Below are 16,156 nucleotides of genomic sequence, written 5' to 3' on the forward strand. Positions count from 1 at the left end.
CTTCACGCCTGGGGCAATGTCAGCCAAGAGGGGCGGCGTCGGGGATGTGCATGGGCCTGCACGGGCCTGCCGGAACTTGCATCAGCGAGCCCCACGCGGACGCCTCCGGTTTCCGCCGAGGCGTGCCCCCGATGCTCCTCTTCCCTCCTGGTCGGGTGCGGGCTAGATGCTCCTCATGGCGAGTACGACGTGGCGAGAGGAGCTGAAGACCCTGCTGGAGACGATGGACGCCTGGGCGCGGCGGCGCGGCTGGCGACTGGTGCGGGAGGCGCCCCTGACGCGCGAGGAGGTGGACGCGCTGCCCCGGACGCTGACGGGGTTCCCGTACGAGCTGCCGACGCCCTACCGTGAGGAGGCCTTCGTCATCCCGGACAGCTATCGCGAGTTCCTGCTGCTGCACCGCGAGGTCCGGCTGGAGTACCAGCCGGACGGCGAGACGTGGGAGCCGTATCGCCCCTTCCATGTCTGGTCACCCACGATGGACACCCTCTCGAGCGCCTGGACTCCGGCGGGGACGACGGTGGACGACCGGGAGATCACCACCACGGACCTCATCGCCTTCGCGGACGCGTACATGGGGCTCGAGGCGTCGCGTTGGTGCTTCTACACACGGACGGCCCCGAAGGACGGAGAGCTCCCCGTCTACTTCGAGGACAACGACTACGAGGTGCTCTGTGGCCACTACGTGGACGACGGCGAGTGGTTGGATTCGAACGACCCGATGATGTTCGGCTTCGAGAGCTTCGAACACTGGTTCAAGAAGCTCTGCACGGTCCTGCGACGGGAGGACCTGGACCTGGAGGACCTCCAGGCCGTGGGCAACGCGATGCAGGGGTGAGCCCGACACCGTCAAAGGATGGGTGCGGGCACGGCGCTCCAATCCGCATCATCGTTGCCTGAGGCTACCTTTCCGGGGGGACTGTCGTCTTTGGGGCGGCCCGTGCCATGGTTGTCCTGGAGGCCTGACGCCGATGACCACCCGCGAGCGATGGATTGCCGTCTTGGGAGTCGTTTGCTCCCTGGCCTGCGCCGCAGGTCTGCGAGAGTGGCTCGTGGAGAACCGGGATGGACGAAAGGGCGCCCTGCGGGAGGCTGCGCCCTTGGCCAGACAGGAGGAGGCGGGGCGCTCCGGTGGTGGGGAGCCACAGCGCATCCCACACACGCCCTCGCCCGTCATCTGGCCGGAGCCTCCGACGGTGGACGGGGTCGGGGACATCACGGTGCAGGTGGTCTCCGCGACGACGCAGGCGAGGCTCGAAGGGGTCGCCGTGGCCCTCGTGGACGCGGCGAAGAGTCCCGTGCTCCCCGACTGGGATTTGAAGGCCGCGATGTCCACGACCACCGACGTGACGGGCACCGCGTCCCTGCGGAACGTGCCCGCGGGCGTCTATCACCTCTGCGCGCAGGGCGCGGGGCACGCGGAGGTCTGCGAGCAGAACCTCGGTCTGGTGGCGCGCGGCAAGACGCGCCTGGTGCTCTCGCTACCGGAGGGCGCCACGTTGCGAGGCGTCGTCCGGGGGCCGGATGGGGTCGGCATGCCGGGCGTCGACCTCGAGCTGGGGCAGTGGGTCGCGTCGATGACGATGCACGCGGTGACGGACGCCCGAGGCGGCTATGCGTTCAAGGGCGTGTCGCCGGGAGCCGTCTGGGTGGTGCCTCGGACGGAGGAGGGCGATGGCGAGCGTCGCACCACCGATATCCCCGAGGGAGCCCGGGACGTGCCCCTGGACATCTCCCTGCGGCCCTTCACCCAGGTGACGTTCATCCCGGTGCCGGCGCGGGGACCTCGTCGGCCCGTGGAGCTCTTCATGCCCGACGCCGTCCTGGCGCGCGACGAGGAGGGGCACTGGCAGGGGCGGGTCGAGTCGGGGCTCCGCGAACTCGCCGTGAACGGGCCGGACGTCGAATATTCGAGAAGGAAGCTGATGCTGGACCCCGGTGCTCCGAACGTCATCCGGGTGAGCTACTCACGGGTCACGTCGCGGCCCTTCATCTGGGCCCCTCCCATGGCGTCCCATGTCCCCGGCGGCTACGAACTCGCGGGCCATGTGGCGCGGGAGGACGGGGTGCCGGTGGACGACTTCTATGTCTCCGTGCCGGAGCGATGGGATGGCGTCATGAGGCGGAGGTGTGGAAACTCCGGCCGCAACTTCCAGCGCTTCCGGTTCGGCGGCTCGGGGTTCGTGGTGCATCCGCAGGCGGAGCAGCCCCAGGTCATCTACGTCTGGACGGCGGATGGACGGGCCGGCTCCCTCTCCCTGCCTCCCGCGGCGGAGCACGAGCGCGTGGTGGCGAACATCCTGCTGCAGGAGACCGGGGGCGTCACGGGCAGGCTGGTGGCCCGGGATGACCTGCAGCGGGAGGAGTTCAGCCGTCAGGCGTTCGTCAACGAGGAGCGGTTCGTGGTCGACAACCGGTGGCTCGGCCCGACGTTCCGCTTGGATGGCGATGGGGTGTTCATCCTCGCTGGACTTGCTCCAGGGGAGCACCACCTGGGAGGGCTCTTGTCCGAGGGCGAGGACCCGTCTGAATCCACGAGGCGCGTCACCATCCTGCCTGGCTTCTCCACGCAACTCGGGCTCATTCCCCTCGCCCCTGGTGGCCCGGCACCGCCCCTGCTCCCCGCCTCCTCGAACTGATGCGGCGCGTGGGCGTGTCGTGGCGGTGAGGCGCCCCCGACACCTCGCGCAGCCGGGTGCCCACCCGGACGATGGCGTCGATCACCGGCACCAGCTCCTGGCCGAGCGCAGACAGGGCGTACTCCACCGAGGGCGGCGAGGTGGGGAGGACCTCGCGCGTCACCGCGCCCTTCTCCGTCAGCTCGCGCAGCCGCGTGGTGAGCACCTTGGGGGAGATGCCTGGGATGTCATGAATCAGCTCCCCGAAGCGCCGCGGCCCCCCGGAGAGCTGCCAGACGACGTTGGTGGTCCAGGCGCCCCCCAGCAATGACATGCAGGCACGGATGGGACAACCGGGTGGCGGTGGCGGGGCCTTGCTCTTCCTCAGCTTCAGGGACATGGGTGGTTACCGCGAGGTGAGTGGAGTTACCACGAGGTGAGTGGAAAGTGCGCTTACCTTAGTCGCGCAGCTATCCAGAAGTAACCAGGCCCGTTAGCAATGCGCCGTCGTTCCCATCCACCACGAGGAAGCCGATGAAGCTCTATTTCGCGCCGGGCGCCTGTTCGCTGTCTCCCCACATCGTCGCGCACGAGGCGGGGCTCGAGCTCCAGCTCGAGAAGGTCGACACCCAGACCAAGGTCCTCCAGTCGGGCGGGGACTTCTGGAAGATCAACCCGAAGGGCTATGTGCCCGCGCTGGAGCTCGAGCCGGGCGAGGTCCTCACCGAGGGTCCCGCGCTGGTGCAGTACCTGGCAGACCAGCGGCCCCAGTCCGGCCTGGTGCCTCCGCAGGGCACGCGCGAGCGCTACCGCGTGCTGGAGATGCTCGGCTACATCAACTCCGAGCTGCACAAGACGTACTCCCCGCTCTTCCTGCCGACGACGCCGGAAGAGATGCGAGAGGAGCGCAAGGCGTACCTGCTCAAGCGCTACAAACTGCTCGAGGAGCGCCTGTCCGGCCGCACCTACCTCTTCGGTGACACCTTCACCGTCGCGGACGCCTACCTCTACACCGTCACCCGCTGGGCGAAGTACGTGAAGGTGGACCTGTCCGGCTTCCCGAACCTGCTGGCGTTCATGGAGCGTGTCTCCGCGCGTCCGGCGGTGCGCAAGGCGCTCGCGGCCGAGGGGCTCGCGGCCTGACGTCACGCGGCGCGGGGACTCGCCGCCTGCGGCGCCATCAGCTCGGGGGCAGCGCCGAGGCCACGGGCCTCCGCGCCAAGGACGGAAGCGACTGGCAGGGGTCCGTTCCCGTCCTCCGGGGAAGCTGCCCCCGGAGGACGTCGACGCGGACCGCGTCAGTCGTCGGCGCGACTACGGCCAGCGGACGGAGAAGCTCCCCGACCAGGCACCATAGGGATACGTGTTGATGCCGTTACGGGTGGAGCCGATGTAGTAGCTCTGTCCCGGATAGATGGTGATGAGCACCCCTCCACCAGAGGAGGTGATCACCCCCATGTGGGCCGCGGCCACGCAGACATTCGAGTCGTCGGTGTAGAGGTCCGACCCCCACACGCTCGCGCCGTAGGGCACCGTGGAGCAGTTGCACCGGAGCTGCGTCCCGTTCTGCCCGCGGTAGGCCATGACGTTGACGGTCGAGCATTCGGGCGGCGGTGCCCCCCCGCCACCGAAGGAGTAGCTGCCATCCCAGGCGCCGTAGGAATACGTGCTGAAGCCGTTGCGGGTGGTGCCGGTGTAGCTGCCCTGCCCTGGCCGGATGGTGAGGGTCACATTGCCGCCCGAGGCGGGAATCACGCCCGCGTGTACCGCGGCCGTGCAGACATCCGAGTCGTCGGTATAGATGTCCGTGCCCCAGACCGCTCCGCCGCTCGCGGCTCCGCAAGCGCATTGGATCTGCGAGTTGTTCTGCCCCCGGTAGGACGGGATGTTGTAGTTCGAACAGCTCGGGAGCCCGCTGGGCACGGGCGGGTAGAGGGCGAGGAGCGCGGTGATGTCGCTGCTGGTGAGCTCGCCGGTCGCCTGGAGATCGGGACAGGAGTTCATGACCGACCCATACAGGACGGCGGTGGTCGGTGTCCCCGGGATGTGGTTGATGCCCACGCCTTCGTCGCCCTCGACCTGTGGGCCGCTTGGGCAACTGATGTAGCGATTGTAGTAGTCCGAGTGACGGAAGCCGAGCGCGTGGCCGAGCTCGTGGGTGATGGTGTGCTCGTTGATGTCGGCGTTGTAGTTGACCAGCAAGGGGGTGAAGCGGAGGCGCCAGCCAGGAGCGCCGTTCGCCGGGTACTCCGCGTCGCTGTAGCCTCCGTCCCAGGTCTCGACGGAGATGTTCGCGGTGCAGCCGGTGGTCGGGCCGCGCGCGAAGGTGAGCCGGATACCCGCCCCATTGTAGTTGGCGATGGCGTCATCGAGCCCCTGGCTCAGCGAGGGGTAGCTGTTGAACGCCGCGGTGGGGTTGAGGCAGATCCTCGTCACGCTCGAACCCACGATGTTGTTCGAGCGGTACTGCTCGGCGCTCCCCTCGGGCGTCTGGAGCATCTCGCGGGACGCCGCGAGCGACACGCGCCCATCACCGCCCACGTACACGGCACCGTCGATGACCTGGATGTCATCCTCCGGGAAGCCGGCTTCGATCAGGTTGGAGACAATCTCCTCCTGCTCCGTCAGCGGGCCTTCGTTGCCGCAACCGACCAACAACGCGCCACACGTCACCGCAAGGGCTGTTACCTGCTTGAACATGGGAACTCGCATCTCTGACTGCGGGAAGATGCGGCGTCCGGCTCGACGCGCCGTCCGCCGCGCGGCGAGTCATAGCGCAAGCGGCTGACGTGATAATGCTTCCTCATGAAACCCGTGGATTGCGCAGACCACGAACTGGAAACCCTGTTTCCAAGAAAGTGGAATCACAATCCATGGGGGGCGTGGGACAGGACGGCGACCGGTGACCTCGCCGTCCTGCCTTTGTCACGGCCGTGGTGCTGTGGCCGCGTTGCGCCGGGTCAGTCCCTAGTGCCCGGACTGGGCGCTCACGACGCGGCTGTTGAGCGGCTGCACCGGGCGGTTGTTCGGGTTGATGTGCGGCAGGCGCTCGAACGCGGCGATCTGCGAGTCGGACATCTGGATGGGGTGCTTCATCACGAACCACTCGAGGCCCTCACTGCACGGGGGCGTGGTGAGCGAGCCCGCGTAGTGGAAGAAGGACCGGTTGAACGGGAGCAGCGCGCTGGCGTTGATGAGCGCGCCCACCGGCGAGCTCTCCTCGCCCTCGTGGCGGGGCAGGTGGCGGAAGGCGGAGAAGAGGGCCGCGTTCACCAGCCCCTCCTCGATGAGCACGCCCACGACGACCTTGGGGGCGCCCGCCGCGTCCGTGTGCACCAGGTGCACCTCGAGCGGGAAGTGCTCGCCATCCAGCGTGTGCTCGCTGGGCGTGTGGAAGTGGAACTGCGCCAGCTTGTACTCGTTGGGCCCCAGGCGCAGGGTGCTGCCCACGTCGTAGTTGAACTGCACGGTGTGGCCGTTGTTGACCATCCGCACGCGGCTGGTGCCGTAGTGGAAGCTCGGCGTGTAGCCGTTGGCGTGGACAGCGCTCGCCGTCGACAGCGCGATGGGCGACTGCTCCGCGCCCGCCGCGCACATCGCGCCATTGGAGACCTCGCCCCAGTGGTCGGCGCCCACCGTCGACGCGTAACCCCAGTGGGCCTCTTCGGCTCCAGCGGCGGAAGAAAGGAACAGGGACGTCAGCAGCGCGCTCGAAAGCGCGCGCACGGAACCAGCGCGGATGTGTGACATGGATGTATTCCCTTGAGCCAGACGCCAAGCATGGAGGGACAGTCCCGAGACAAGGCCAGGCGCGCCTCTTCATGAAAGAGGTGCGCCGTGTATCAAGCCCTCGGTGGGCGTCTGTGAAGACTTGTTCTGCCCTGAAATCCTTCGAAATGCCACGGGCTCAAGGGGATTGAAATGAAACGCAATGAAACGGGTGTGTGACATTGGCGCAATGCCAATACGTGAGAAACCGTGTTCTCAACTGAGTACACCCGGAGACATCGGACGTTGCCGCCGCGCGTCGAGCCTGGGGAGGGGCGGGGGTGTGGAATACTCAGGGGCGGGGAGGCCCCGCCCCACTCGGGGGAGGGCTCACCGACCGGGACAGACCGACTCCGTCTTCACGGCCCAGAGCGAGGAGCCGGTGTCTCCGGTCGCGAAGTACACGTACTCGCGGGTCCGGAAGAAGGTCTCATCCGTGTCCGGGTCGGAGCCGAGCACCTGGGGGGTCGAACCGCCGGCCCCCGCGACGATGTCCGCGAGCAGTCGGGCCCGGCCCTCGTACACCTTCCAGGGCTCCGCGCCATGCACGCCGTCGTCCGCGACGAAGTAGAGCTTCTGGTTCACCATGCGCAGGCCGTACGGATTCGAGCCATGGGGGCCGGGCCAGATGTCCTCCACCAGCTGCGTGCCCTCCTCCGTGCCGTCCGTCGACCACAGCTCGCGTCCGTGGACGCCGTCGTCCGCCGCGAAGTAGAGCCGGCCCTCGAACACCGTGAGGTCGGTGGGCACCGAGCCCTCCTTCACGCCGTGGCGCAGGTCGACGAGGACGTGGGTGCCCGCCCGGGTGCCGTCGCTCACCCAGAGCTCCGCGCTGCCGGCGTCCGTTCCGCTGGCCTCGGGCTCGGCGACGAAGAAGAGGCGGTCGTCGAACGCGGTGAACGCCCGGGCCGGGGTGGTGCCGTCCAGGTGCTTCAGGAGGGTGGTGCCGTTCGGGGTGCCGTCGCTGACATACAGGTCGCTGTCTCCCCGCCCCTCCCGTCCCAGGAGGAAGAAGACCTTGTCCCCCACGCTCCTCAACTGGAGCAGCGACAGGTCGCAGTCGGAGGCCCGGAACAGCGTCACGAGCTTGTCCGAGCGCGTCAGCTTCATCACCGCGATGCCTTGTTCGTCCGAACCCAGCCGCGCGCCGAAGACGAAGTCCCCTCGGTCCGTCGTGGTGGCGGGGCCGACGTAGCTGGAGGGGAGGCCCGGGTTGAGGTCCGCCACGAAGCGCGTGCCCTTGCGGGTCCCATCCGTGGCCCACAGCTCCACGCCATGCATGGGGGCGTCCATCCGGAACAGGAGCTCACCGTCGTGCAGGCCCAGCGGCACGGGCGGGCCGTTCGTGCTCCTGGAGATGATGAGGGCGTAGGTCTCCTCCGGCGTCCCGTCGCTGCGCCACATCCAGGTGCCGGAGGCGAAGACGAGCAGGCCGCCCACCTCGGTGAGTCCCCGGATGCCGCCGTCCGGCTCGTCGGGGGGAATCTGGCGGACCCGCTCGGCGTGCCCCGTTCGCGCGTCGCTCTTCCACAGCCAGGTGCCCACGGAGAAGAAGACGACGTCGTCCACCTCCACCATCCCGCTCACGTGCTCGGGCGCGAAGTCCCCCAGGGGGATGGCGGGCTGACAGGCCGCGCCACGGGGCAGCAGCAGCGCGCTGTCGGGGCCCGGCTCCTCGTCGGGCACTCCCGACGACGTGTCGCAGTGGACGAGCCCCAACGCGGCGAGCACCAGTGGCAGCTGCCTGAATCCTCTTCCCATGGACGACCCCCTCTTCAGCGCGAAGCGGAAGGCCTCGCGTGGCAAGGGAAGCTGGGGGGCTGCAGGGGAGCCGACATCTGCTCGCCGGATGGGGTCAGTTGGCACGGCTCGGACGCGGAAAGGGGCCCGGGATACCTCCTGCGACGAGGGGCCGGAGGCTCGCACGGCCGCCCGGGGTCCCCTTCCTTCCCGGGGGCGTGGTCGCGCCCTCGGGGCGGCGTGGCCCGGCAAGCCCGAGCGCGCGGCGGACCGAGCCCCAACCTCTCCGCGCGCCGCGAGATGGTTGTCCCAGGAAACCATCTGCCGCCATGACGGAACGATGACCGTCCCATGGGGATGGACAGGCCTTGGCGCGGAGACCGCTCCGTAGGGTGGTCGGTGGCTGCTCCAGCCGTCATCCCCCACGGGCCCGCCCGGCCCACCGCGCGAGGAGGCGCGTCCCAATCCGACCATGAACTTCACACTCGCGGGCCTCTGGGCCCATATGGGGTTGTTCGCGAAGGGCATCGTCATCGTGATGGCCCTGATGTCGATGGTCTCCCTGGTCGTCCTCGTCGAACGCGTGCTCCTCTTCCGCGCCGCGATGCGGCAGTCCCGCCGGTTCGCCGCGCAGCTCGGGCCGCTGCTCGCGCGAGGCGACCTCGACGCGGCCCTGGACGCGAAGACGGACAAGGACGTCGGCTACCTCGGCCGGACCATCCGCGCGGGGCTGCTGGCCTACCGCACGGCCTCGGACGACACCCGGGACGAGGTCATGGAGGCGGTGGCGCGGAGCCTGGAGCGCCAGGCGCAACGCGAGGTCCAGGGCTTCAAGCGGGGCCTGGGGCAACTGGCCACCGTGGCCTCCACCGCCCCGTTCGTCGGCCTGCTCGGGACCACCATGGGCATCGTCTCCGCCTTCCAGGAGATGGGCGCGACGGGCGCCGGAGGCATCGGCACCATCTCCACCGGCATCTCCGAGGCGCTGGTGACGACCGCCTTCGGCCTGCTCGTCGCCATCCCCGCGGTCATGGGCTACAACTCCCTGCAGGGCTGGGTGGACGCCCGCGCGGTGGACCTCGCCGAGTCGAGCAACGAGCTCCTCGACGCCGTCGCCCGCGTCCTCAAGCGCTCGCGCTCCGTCGCCGCCTGACGGGCCTTTGGCCCACGCTCCCGGCACCCGCGCGGTCGCGAGCGGCACGGTGAGGGGAACTCGCCCCGGGGGGCGTTGATGGGCCAAGGCCGGAGCGGGCGCGATGCGAGTCGCGTCCCTCCGGTCCTCCACCCACCACACCCGCCCCGCTCCGGGGGGGGAGGCCCGGACGATGAAGCTCCAGAAACGAACCAGCGCGTGGCGGTCCTGCGCGCTCACCGGCGCACTGCTCCTGCCCGCCGTGGGGCTCGCCGACGAGACCCACGTCTACGGCATCGCCAACTTCGGCAGCCCCGCGGCAGGCCTGTGCGAGGCCGACACCCATCCCGTCCATACGAAGACGGCCAGCGCGTTCGTCAGCTACTTCTTCTCGCTCATCGACGCCGGGAAGTGGACCGACGCGCGCTCGCTCAACAACACCTTCGCGCGCGCGGACCTCTTCACCGACGCGGCGAAGGCGCCGGCGGCGGACGCGAGGGACACCTCGGCCAACGCGGGCGTGGATGACGCGGACGTCATCTTCGTGCACACGCACGGCGGCCACAGCGAAGCCAACCTGCGCAGCTGGCTGGTGATGGGCTCCAGCATGGACGCGTGCAGCGCCGTCACGGACCTCCACATGCGCCTGGGCAACGGCAAGCTGGACATCGCCGTCATCAAGGCGTGCCAGTCCGGCGACTACCAGGTGTGGAAGCAGGGCGGCTACCGCACGGCCCTGGTGACGAGCACCAGCGGCTTCACCCTGTGGAACGCCTTCCATGGGAACTCCTCGTGCGGTGACTTCGTGACCAGCTACGTGAAGCGCTACGCCGCGAACTCGAAGAGTGCGGGCGTGGGGGAGAATTGGATCGACGAGGCCTACGACAAGGACTCCGGGACGAACGACGACGACTGCCCGGTGTCCATCGTCTTCGGCGACACGCAGGCTAGGCGCGTGAGGATGTTCGAATCCGGGGGCTGGCGCGACCGGCACGACACCGGCGCCAAGGTCGCCTCCACCTACTTCTACGTCGGCGGCTGCGACCCCTCCGGGGGCCAGGTGCTGCCCGAGTGACGTCCTCCTCCAGCCCGAATCCGCACAAGAGAGAACGAATCGCCATGAAGACTCCATTCATCCGGCTGCTCACCGCGCTCCCCCTCACCGCCCTGCTCGGCTGCGACAGCGGCGCGCTCGTCGAGCCGGCGGTGCTCGACACCCGGGCCGCCCCCGCGGTGACCACGGGCTTCGTCTTCGACGCCAGCTCGATTGCCACGCCCCCCACCGGAGGACTCCCCGCCAACCTGCTCGCGCGCACCGCCTTCGACGACTCCGCGCTGCAGGGCGCCCTCATCGGTTCGACCGAGGCCTTCTCCCAGACGGACGTGGTGGGGAGCCGCCGCGACCTCGAGTCCCGCACCTGGCTGCTCGAGAGCGACCCGTCCGAGGGCCAGGCGCTGGTGCTGAACAAGCTCGGCGCCGGGCCCGCCACGCCGCAGGAGCCCGCCGTGCTGCAGCGCACCGCCGTGGCCCGCCTCCAGCGCTGGGGCATCCCCGCCTCGGAGATGGGGCCCATCCTCCAGGTGAAGACGTACACCCAGGCGGAGGCCGACGGCGTCCTCGCGGCGCCCGAGCTCCACCGCTACAAGACGTTCGTCATGCGCGCCATCAACGGCATCCGCGTGGAGGGGCATCGCGCGGTCGTCACCCACGGCGTGGATGGCACCTTCCAACGCGCGCTCATCGCCTGGCCGCCGCTGGCCCGGACCGGCCACCTGCTGCGCACGCGGCTGGCCACCGCGGACATCGAGCAGCGCGCCCGGGAGGCCCTCGTCGCGGAAGGGGAGTCCTCCGGGAACGTGCGCCTCTTCTGGAAGTACGTCCCCGCGCGGCTCGCCACGGGCGAGTGGGCGCTGGCGCTCCGCGTCGGCGCCGCCATGCCGGCGGTCGACGGCGTGAACGGCACCGAGGAGCCCCGCGTCGTCGACGTGGACGTGAGCGCGATTCCGTAGGGCCCCTGACGCCCCGAACCCGGGAGTCCTCGCGGCGAGCGCGAGGGCTTCCGGGTCCGTTCCTCAGCCCGCCGCCTGGACCTGCTGTACGGGCGCCGCGGGAGGAGGAGGGGGGCGGGTCAGCAGGAGGGCGAGGACGGTGGGGTTGATCAGGTAGCGGTAGTGGGTCGCGCCGGAGAGCTGGTCGCCGAAGGAGGCCCGTTGCTCGATGCAGTGGTGCGTGCGCCGGGGCTCCTCGCTCGCGAACGGTGTCTGGGTGCAGAACCAGTCATCCTTCGAATAGAAGTCGGCCCACTGAGTGATGCGCGGGTTGTTGGCGCACCCCTCGATCTCCTCCATCACCCACGCAGCCCGGCGCGCCAGCAGCTCCAGGGGACCGCCCAGGGTGACGAGCCGCAGCGCCGTGGGCGAAGGGGAGCGGTAGTTGGCGAGCACGTCCACGGCGATGGCCGCCCCCATGCTGTGAGCGACCACGGTGACGCGTGAGTAGCTCCCGCTCTCCATGAGCGCCCGCAGCGGGCCGCTGATGCGCATGCGCAGCTTGCTGCGCAGCCCCACGGGGCTTTCTCCCATCTTTGCGTCGGCGAGATACCGCCGCGCGAAGTCCGCGATGTCCACCAGCCCGTTGACAGGAAGGAAGCCCACGACGAGGGAGACGCCGACCCACACCTTCCAGCCGCCCATCCAGCCCCCCACGATGCCCATCCACGTCGTCACCTGCTTGAGGAGGTCTCCCGCCATGGTGCCAGTGGAGGTGGGGACCTGCATGCTCGCAGGAGCGCTCGTGGACAGCAGGCTCGGGTCCTGGCCCACGGCCGTGAAGAACAGAGCCAGCGTGCTCCAGTACCAGGCCAGCAGGAGGACCATGCCCACCAGCATGCTCGTGGTCAGCGCCTTGCGCTGGGCGATGCCCCGCCACACCCCGGAGAGAATCCAGTAGGGGAGCAGCTCCAGGCCGCCGAACATGCGCGTCTTGATGTCCGCCTGTGCCAGCGAGGGCGCGAGGTCGCTCCAGAACGCCTCGTAGAGGTCGACCTGTCGCTGCACGCCGTCCTCGGCGTGGGTGACGAGCAGCCGCAGGCCCTCCACCCCCTGGACCGTCGCCGGTCCCTCCTGTGTGACGGTGGCGTTCTCCGGCACCTGGAGCAGGCCCTGCAAAAGCTGCTCGCGCGCGGAGTCCCGCTCCTTGCTGCCCAGCCCGTGGACGAGGACGATGGCCTCCCTGCTCTCCGACATGGCTCCCCCTGGACGAGAACGGCGTGCGTTGCTCGGAGCGCGATGATAGCCGGCTTCCTCAAGGGGGGCTGTGTCTCACCTCGGAGCCCAGGGTGCGCCGCCACAGGGGTCCCTCCTGGGTGAAGTGCTCCCGGACCCAGTGCTCGCTGGTGTCGGACAGTTGCCACTCGCCTCGCCATTGGAGGACCAGGGCGTCGCAGCGCTCCAGCAGGGGGCGGATGGTGCGCTGCGTCCCTTCGTGTTCGAAGGCGGCGGTGGCCGTCGCGAACCGCTCGGTGGCTCCGAGCGCGTCATGGAGCATGAGGCCGTACGGGTCGACGAGCGCCGGCGTCCCGACGGGCACCCCGGGGAGCCGCCCTCCCGCGATGCCCCAGGCCGGCTCGAAGGCGCAGAGCGCGGCGGTCTCCGGCACCGAGGCCCTCACCGCCCGTCCCATCTCGACGAGCCAGGGGGCCTCCGTCCGCCCCTGTCGGAGCGCGTCGGGCAGCGTGGCGAGCACGGCGAGGCCCACCAGCGCGGTGGCGCCCCAGCCCACCCAGCGGGGGCGGGCGGACGCCCACGAGCGCACCACCGACGCCCCGAGCCCCGCGAGCAGCGCCGTCGTCGGCGCGAGGCTCGCGTTGTAGTGGACCCAGTAGCTGCGAGCGGAGAGGAACGTGGCGACGGTGAGCAGCCACGCCGCCCCGAAGAGCCGCTCCGCGAGGGCCTCGTCGCGCCGCCAGCGCACCAGGGCCACCACCAGCCCCAGGAGGCCCAGCGCCGCCACGCCCGCGTGGCCCTCCGCCAGCATCGACACCATCCGGCGTGAAGCGGACAGCTCTCCATCCGGCGGGCGCAGCAACTGGAAGCGCAGCAGTCCGTCGACCACCGGCCCGGGCGCCAGCGCGAGGAAGGGGCCCACGATGACGAGGCCCACGACGCCCGCGGTCCCCACCGTCCTCGCGACGCGCCGCCACGCGCCCACGACTCCACACGCGACCACGGCCGCGACCACCCACACCCCCGCGGTCAGCTTGAGGGCGCACGCGGTGGCGAGCAGCGCGCCGGCGGCGATGTCCCGACGCCGCGCCGCGATGCCCTCGGAGGGGCGCAGCCACACCCACGCGAACGACAGGCAGACGAGGTTCAGCCAGGGCTCGAGGAAGATGCCGCGCTCGGCGTTCAGCGCCTCCGGATACAGGGCATACGCGAGCGCGGCCACGACGCCCGCGCGCGTGCCCCACCGCTCCTGGGCGATGCGACCGCTCAGCGCGGCGCTCAGCGCGCCCAGCACCGGCACGCACCAGCGCACCACGGCGAAGGCCGTGGCCACGTCGACACCCCGCGCCAGCGCGGCCAGCGGCGCCCACAGGAGGGCGATGCCGGGCGGATGGGCGAAGAAGTAGTCGCGGTAGGGCAGCAGGCCATGCGACAGCAGCGCGGCGGCGCTGAAGTACACGCCCTCGTCGTAGTCCACGGGCGGGCCGAGCGCCCCGTGGCGATGGAGGAAGCCCGCGACGCGAAGCCCCCACGCCGCCACGGCGATGAGGAGCAGCGGCCACCAGGGCAGCCCCGAGGCGCGTGACAGAGGCTTCGAGCGGCCCGGGGTGCCCACCGGGCGGGCCCGTAGCAGAGCCCTCCCAGGGTGTCGAGGAGGCCAGCCCCGCCCGATTCCACCCCGCACCGTCCGCCGCGGGGCAGGTCAGGCCCGCAATCTCAATCTCCAAGAAACCATGGACGGCGAACGTCGATAACCCATTTGTAGGTTTTTTGCTGCCGGCCCCCCACACCCCCTAGAGGCCAGTCATGGGTTTCCGCATCCCGAGCTTCAACGACGTGAAGAAAGCGGTGACGCACACCGCCAAGGACGTGAAGGACACGGTCGTCGACAAGGCGCAGGACGTGAAGAAGGCCGTCGTCGACACGACGAAGGACACCTTCGAGGTGGTGAAGCACAACCCCGTGACGGACGCCTTCAAGAAGGCCATCACGGACCCGAAGGACCTGGTGCGCGACACGTTCCAGACGGGCCTGCGGGTGGCCTACCACGGCGCGGAGAAGCTGCTGCCCAGTGGTGCGGCGGACCAGCTGCTGAAGGCGGCCGAGGGCGGCGTGGACGTGCTGGCGAAGACGTCCGAGCTGCTCACCGGCAAGGACTCGAAGCTGACGCAGGGCCTGAAGACGCTGGGCAAGGTGGACCTCGAGGGCATCACCCGCACCAAGGACCCGGTGACGGGCCAGCAGTTGAAGGGTGACTGGCCGAAGCTGTGGAGCACGTGGCTCCTGGAGGAGAAGCCCCAGGACCTGGGCACCTGGGACAAGACGGCCGACGGCACCGACCGCGTCACGGTGCGGGACAACGCGTACACGGAGGACCTGGCCGGCCGCCCGCACCAGCAGCAGGTGACGGAGGAGTTCTTCAAGATGTACCCGAACCCCAAGCCGGGCGACGTCTTCCCGCCGGCCAACGCCACCGCCGAGCAGCAGGACGCGGCGCTCTACCGCTTCACGGGGCCGGGCACGGACGAGGCGAACAAGAAGGACACGTACACCTCGCTGGAGTGGTTCATCGGCTCGTACCGCACGCAGGTGAAGTGCACCGGCATCGACGAGAAGACGGGCAAGCCGAACCTGGAGTACTCGGTGGAGAACAGCTCCCACTTCGAGTCCGGCACGCGCGTGCCCGCCACGTTCCAGGAGCAGGGCCTGCCGCCCGCGCTCATCGGTGACCGCAAGCGCGAGACGGGGCTGGGCGTCGGCGGGGATTGGCTCCAGCGCTACGTGTGGACCAACACCGGCGTGGACGACCCCAACAAGTAGACTCAGAGCGCGCCGAAGTCCTGGGTCCAGTAGTGCCGGTAGGTGCTGTTGGGCGCGTGGAAGTAGCCGACGCCCAGGTGGACGAGCTGCGGGTTCATGATGTTGGTGCAGTGCCCGCTGCTCGCCATCCAGCCGGCCACCACCGCCGCCGGCGTGGAATATCCCGCGGCGACGTTCTCCGCCGCGCGCCGGTAGGCGTAGCCCGCGTCGGTGATGCGCTGCCACGGCGTGGAGCCGTTGGAGCCCGTGTGGCTCATGAAGTTGTTGGTGCCCATGTCCTTCGAGTGTCTGCGGGCCGCGCATTGCAGCTTCGTGTCGAGCACCAGCGCGGGGGCGGGGGCCTTCGTCACGCCCCCACACACGGCGCCCGCCACGCGGTGCTGGTTGACCAGCGTCAGCACCTCCGCCTCGAAGCCCGCCCAGGCCGGGTCCCACGTGGCCACGTCGTCGCACGCGGCCAGCGCGGACGTGCCCAGCCCCAGAGCGGCGCGCGCCTCCGTGCTCACGGAGGGGACGAGGGTACCTTCCTCCTCGGCGGGGGCCACGTCCTCCTGGGCCAGGGAGACACCACCGAACAACACCGCGCCGAGCAGCACCAGGGATACGGATGGGGAGCGCATGTCAGGTCCTTTCACGGACAGGATGGGATGTCCGCCTCGCACGAGACGGCCCCTTCATGCTGTTGACGCGCCTGCCATTGTCGAGAAGAGGCCATCCGCCCGGCCGGCCGCGCGCCCTCCAGCCCGCCCACTCCGATGCGAATGTTACCGCGAGGGCGTGAGGTGCCCCCGTGGGTCGTCATTCCCCCAAGGCCGTGTCGACGGGGTCCGCGGCGCCGTCCGGAGTCGTTGCT

The 16,156-nt window shown here is 69.9% G+C and carries 14 protein-coding genes; 7 read left to right on the top strand and 7 right to left on the bottom strand.

What is annotated here, in order from left to right; genetic code table 11:
* Positions 1-175 precede the first annotated feature (175 nt).
* The gene (locus tag LZ198_RS15085) at positions 176-838 is read left to right on the top strand and encodes a hypothetical protein (protein ID WP_253972656.1); all 663 of its coding nucleotides are present in this window, start codon (positions 176-178) and stop codon (positions 836-838) included.
* A gap of 262 nt (positions 839-1,100) precedes the next feature.
* Complete coding sequence (locus tag LZ198_RS15090) at positions 1,101-2,639, top strand: MSCRAMM family protein (RefSeq protein WP_253972657.1); 1,539 nt, start codon at positions 1,101-1,103, stop codon at positions 2,637-2,639.
* Here LZ198_RS15090 and LZ198_RS15095 read toward each other — a convergent pair.
* Complete coding sequence (locus tag LZ198_RS15095; RefSeq protein ID WP_253972658.1) at positions 2,581-3,018, bottom strand: winged helix-turn-helix transcriptional regulator; 438 nt, start codon at positions 3,016-3,018, stop codon at positions 2,581-2,583. The two genes, LZ198_RS15090 and LZ198_RS15095, sit on opposite strands and share 59 nt — an antisense overlap.
* A 134-nt stretch (positions 3,019-3,152) precedes the next feature.
* On the opposite strand from LZ198_RS15095, the gene gstA reads away from it, so the two are divergent.
* Positions 3,153-3,761, top strand: a complete 609-nt coding sequence (gene gstA, locus LZ198_RS15100; protein WP_253972659.1) for a glutathione transferase GstA — start codon at positions 3,153-3,155, stop codon at positions 3,759-3,761.
* A gap of 171 nt (positions 3,762-3,932) precedes the next feature.
* Here gstA and LZ198_RS43430 read toward each other — a convergent pair whose 3' ends face one another.
* The 3 genes from LZ198_RS43430 to LZ198_RS15120 form a co-directional block, all read right to left on the bottom strand.
* Positions 3,933-5,330 carry a M57 family metalloprotease gene (locus LZ198_RS43430; protein ID WP_323382617.1) on the bottom strand — a complete coding sequence of 466 codons (1,398 nt, stop codon included), beginning with the start codon at positions 5,328-5,330 and terminating at the stop codon, positions 3,933-3,935.
* Between the two features lie 255 nt (positions 5,331-5,585).
* A complete protein-coding gene (locus tag LZ198_RS15115; RefSeq protein WP_253972660.1) occupies positions 5,586-6,368 on the bottom strand; it encodes a carbonic anhydrase in 783 nt (260 codons plus the stop codon).
* A gap of 348 nt (positions 6,369-6,716) precedes the next feature.
* Entirely contained in the window at positions 6,717-8,147 is a 1,431-nt protein-coding gene (locus LZ198_RS15120) for an ELWxxDGT repeat protein (RefSeq protein WP_253972661.1), read from the bottom strand.
* Positions 8,148-8,598: 451 nt separating this feature from the next.
* On the opposite strand from LZ198_RS15120, the gene LZ198_RS15125 reads away from it, so the two are divergent.
* The 3 genes from LZ198_RS15125 (at position 8,599) to LZ198_RS15135 (ending at position 11,268) form a co-directional block, all read left to right on the top strand.
* Positions 8,599-9,279 carry a MotA/TolQ/ExbB proton channel family protein gene (locus LZ198_RS15125; protein ID WP_253972662.1) on the top strand — a complete coding sequence of 227 codons (681 nt, stop codon included), beginning with the start codon at positions 8,599-8,601 and terminating at the stop codon, positions 9,277-9,279.
* Positions 9,280-9,451: 172 nt separating this feature from the next.
* Positions 9,452-10,333: a hypothetical protein gene (locus tag LZ198_RS15130; RefSeq protein ID WP_253972663.1), complete on the top strand. Its 882-nt coding sequence runs from the start codon at positions 9,452-9,454 to the stop codon at positions 10,331-10,333.
* Between the two features lie 44 nt (positions 10,334-10,377).
* Positions 10,378-11,268 carry a hypothetical protein gene (locus LZ198_RS15135; protein WP_253972664.1) on the top strand — a complete coding sequence of 297 codons (891 nt, stop codon included), beginning with the start codon at positions 10,378-10,380 and terminating at the stop codon, positions 11,266-11,268.
* A 63-nt stretch (positions 11,269-11,331) separates the two neighbouring features.
* Here LZ198_RS15135 and LZ198_RS15140 read toward each other — a convergent pair whose 3' ends face one another.
* Together LZ198_RS15140 and LZ198_RS15145 are read right to left on the bottom strand one after the other, a co-directional pair.
* The gene (locus LZ198_RS15140; protein ID WP_253972665.1) at positions 11,332-12,504 is read right to left on the bottom strand and encodes a lipase family protein; all 1,173 of its coding nucleotides are present in this window, start codon (positions 12,502-12,504) and stop codon (positions 11,332-11,334) included.
* Positions 12,505-12,562: 58 nt separating this feature from the next.
* Positions 12,563-14,098, bottom strand: coding sequence for a hypothetical protein (locus tag LZ198_RS15145; protein WP_253972666.1), 1,536 nt, complete (start codon positions 14,096-14,098; stop codon positions 12,563-12,565).
* Positions 14,099-14,289: 191 nt separating this feature from the next.
* Between LZ198_RS15145 and LZ198_RS15150 the strand changes: the two genes are divergently transcribed.
* The gene (locus LZ198_RS15150) at positions 14,290-15,303 is read left to right on the top strand and encodes a hypothetical protein (protein ID WP_253972667.1); all 1,014 of its coding nucleotides are present in this window, start codon (positions 14,290-14,292) and stop codon (positions 15,301-15,303) included.
* Positions 15,304-15,305: 2 nt separating this feature from the next.
* On the opposite strand, the gene LZ198_RS15155 is transcribed toward LZ198_RS15150, so the two are convergent.
* Positions 15,306-15,923, bottom strand: a complete 618-nt coding sequence (locus LZ198_RS15155; protein ID WP_253972668.1) for a CAP domain-containing protein — start codon at positions 15,921-15,923, stop codon at positions 15,306-15,308.
* Positions 15,924-16,156: the final 233 nt, after the last annotated feature.

Source organism: Myxococcus dinghuensis, assembly GCF_024198235.1.
Lineage (GTDB): Bacteria > Myxococcota > Myxococcia > Myxococcales > Myxococcaceae > Myxococcus > Myxococcus dinghuensis.

Coding starts and splice junctions, on each gene's coding strand:
- gstA (WP_253972659.1), top strand. CDS start 3,153: ATGAAGCTCTATTTCGCGCCGGGCGCCTGTTCGCTGTCTCCCCACATC.
- LZ198_RS15115 (WP_253972660.1), bottom strand. CDS start 6,368: ATGTCACACATCCGCGCTGGTTCCGTGCGCGCGCTTTCGAGCGCGCTG.
- LZ198_RS15135 (WP_253972664.1), top strand. CDS start 10,378: ATGAAGACTCCATTCATCCGGCTGCTCACCGCGCTCCCCCTCACCGCC.
- LZ198_RS15140 (WP_253972665.1), bottom strand. CDS start 12,504: ATGTCGGAGAGCAGGGAGGCCATCGTCCTCGTCCACGGGCTGGGCAGC.
- LZ198_RS15155 (WP_253972668.1), bottom strand. CDS start 15,923: ATGCGCTCCCCATCCGTATCCCTGGTGCTGCTCGGCGCGGTGTTGTTC.
- LZ198_RS15095 (WP_253972658.1), bottom strand. CDS start 3,018: ATGTCCCTGAAGCTGAGGAAGAGCAAGGCCCCGCCACCGCCACCCGGT.
- LZ198_RS15125 (WP_253972662.1), top strand. CDS start 8,599: ATGAACTTCACACTCGCGGGCCTCTGGGCCCATATGGGGTTGTTCGCG.
- LZ198_RS15150 (WP_253972667.1), top strand. CDS start 14,290: ATGGGTTTCCGCATCCCGAGCTTCAACGACGTGAAGAAAGCGGTGACG.
- LZ198_RS15085 (WP_253972656.1), top strand. CDS start 176: ATGGCGAGTACGACGTGGCGAGAGGAGCTGAAGACCCTGCTGGAGACG.
- LZ198_RS15120 (WP_253972661.1), bottom strand. CDS start 8,147: ATGGGAAGAGGATTCAGGCAGCTGCCACTGGTGCTCGCCGCGTTGGGG.
- LZ198_RS15130 (WP_253972663.1), top strand. CDS start 9,452: ATGAAGCTCCAGAAACGAACCAGCGCGTGGCGGTCCTGCGCGCTCACC.
- LZ198_RS43430 (WP_323382617.1), bottom strand. CDS start 5,330: ATGCGAGTTCCCATGTTCAAGCAGGTAACAGCCCTTGCGGTGACGTGT.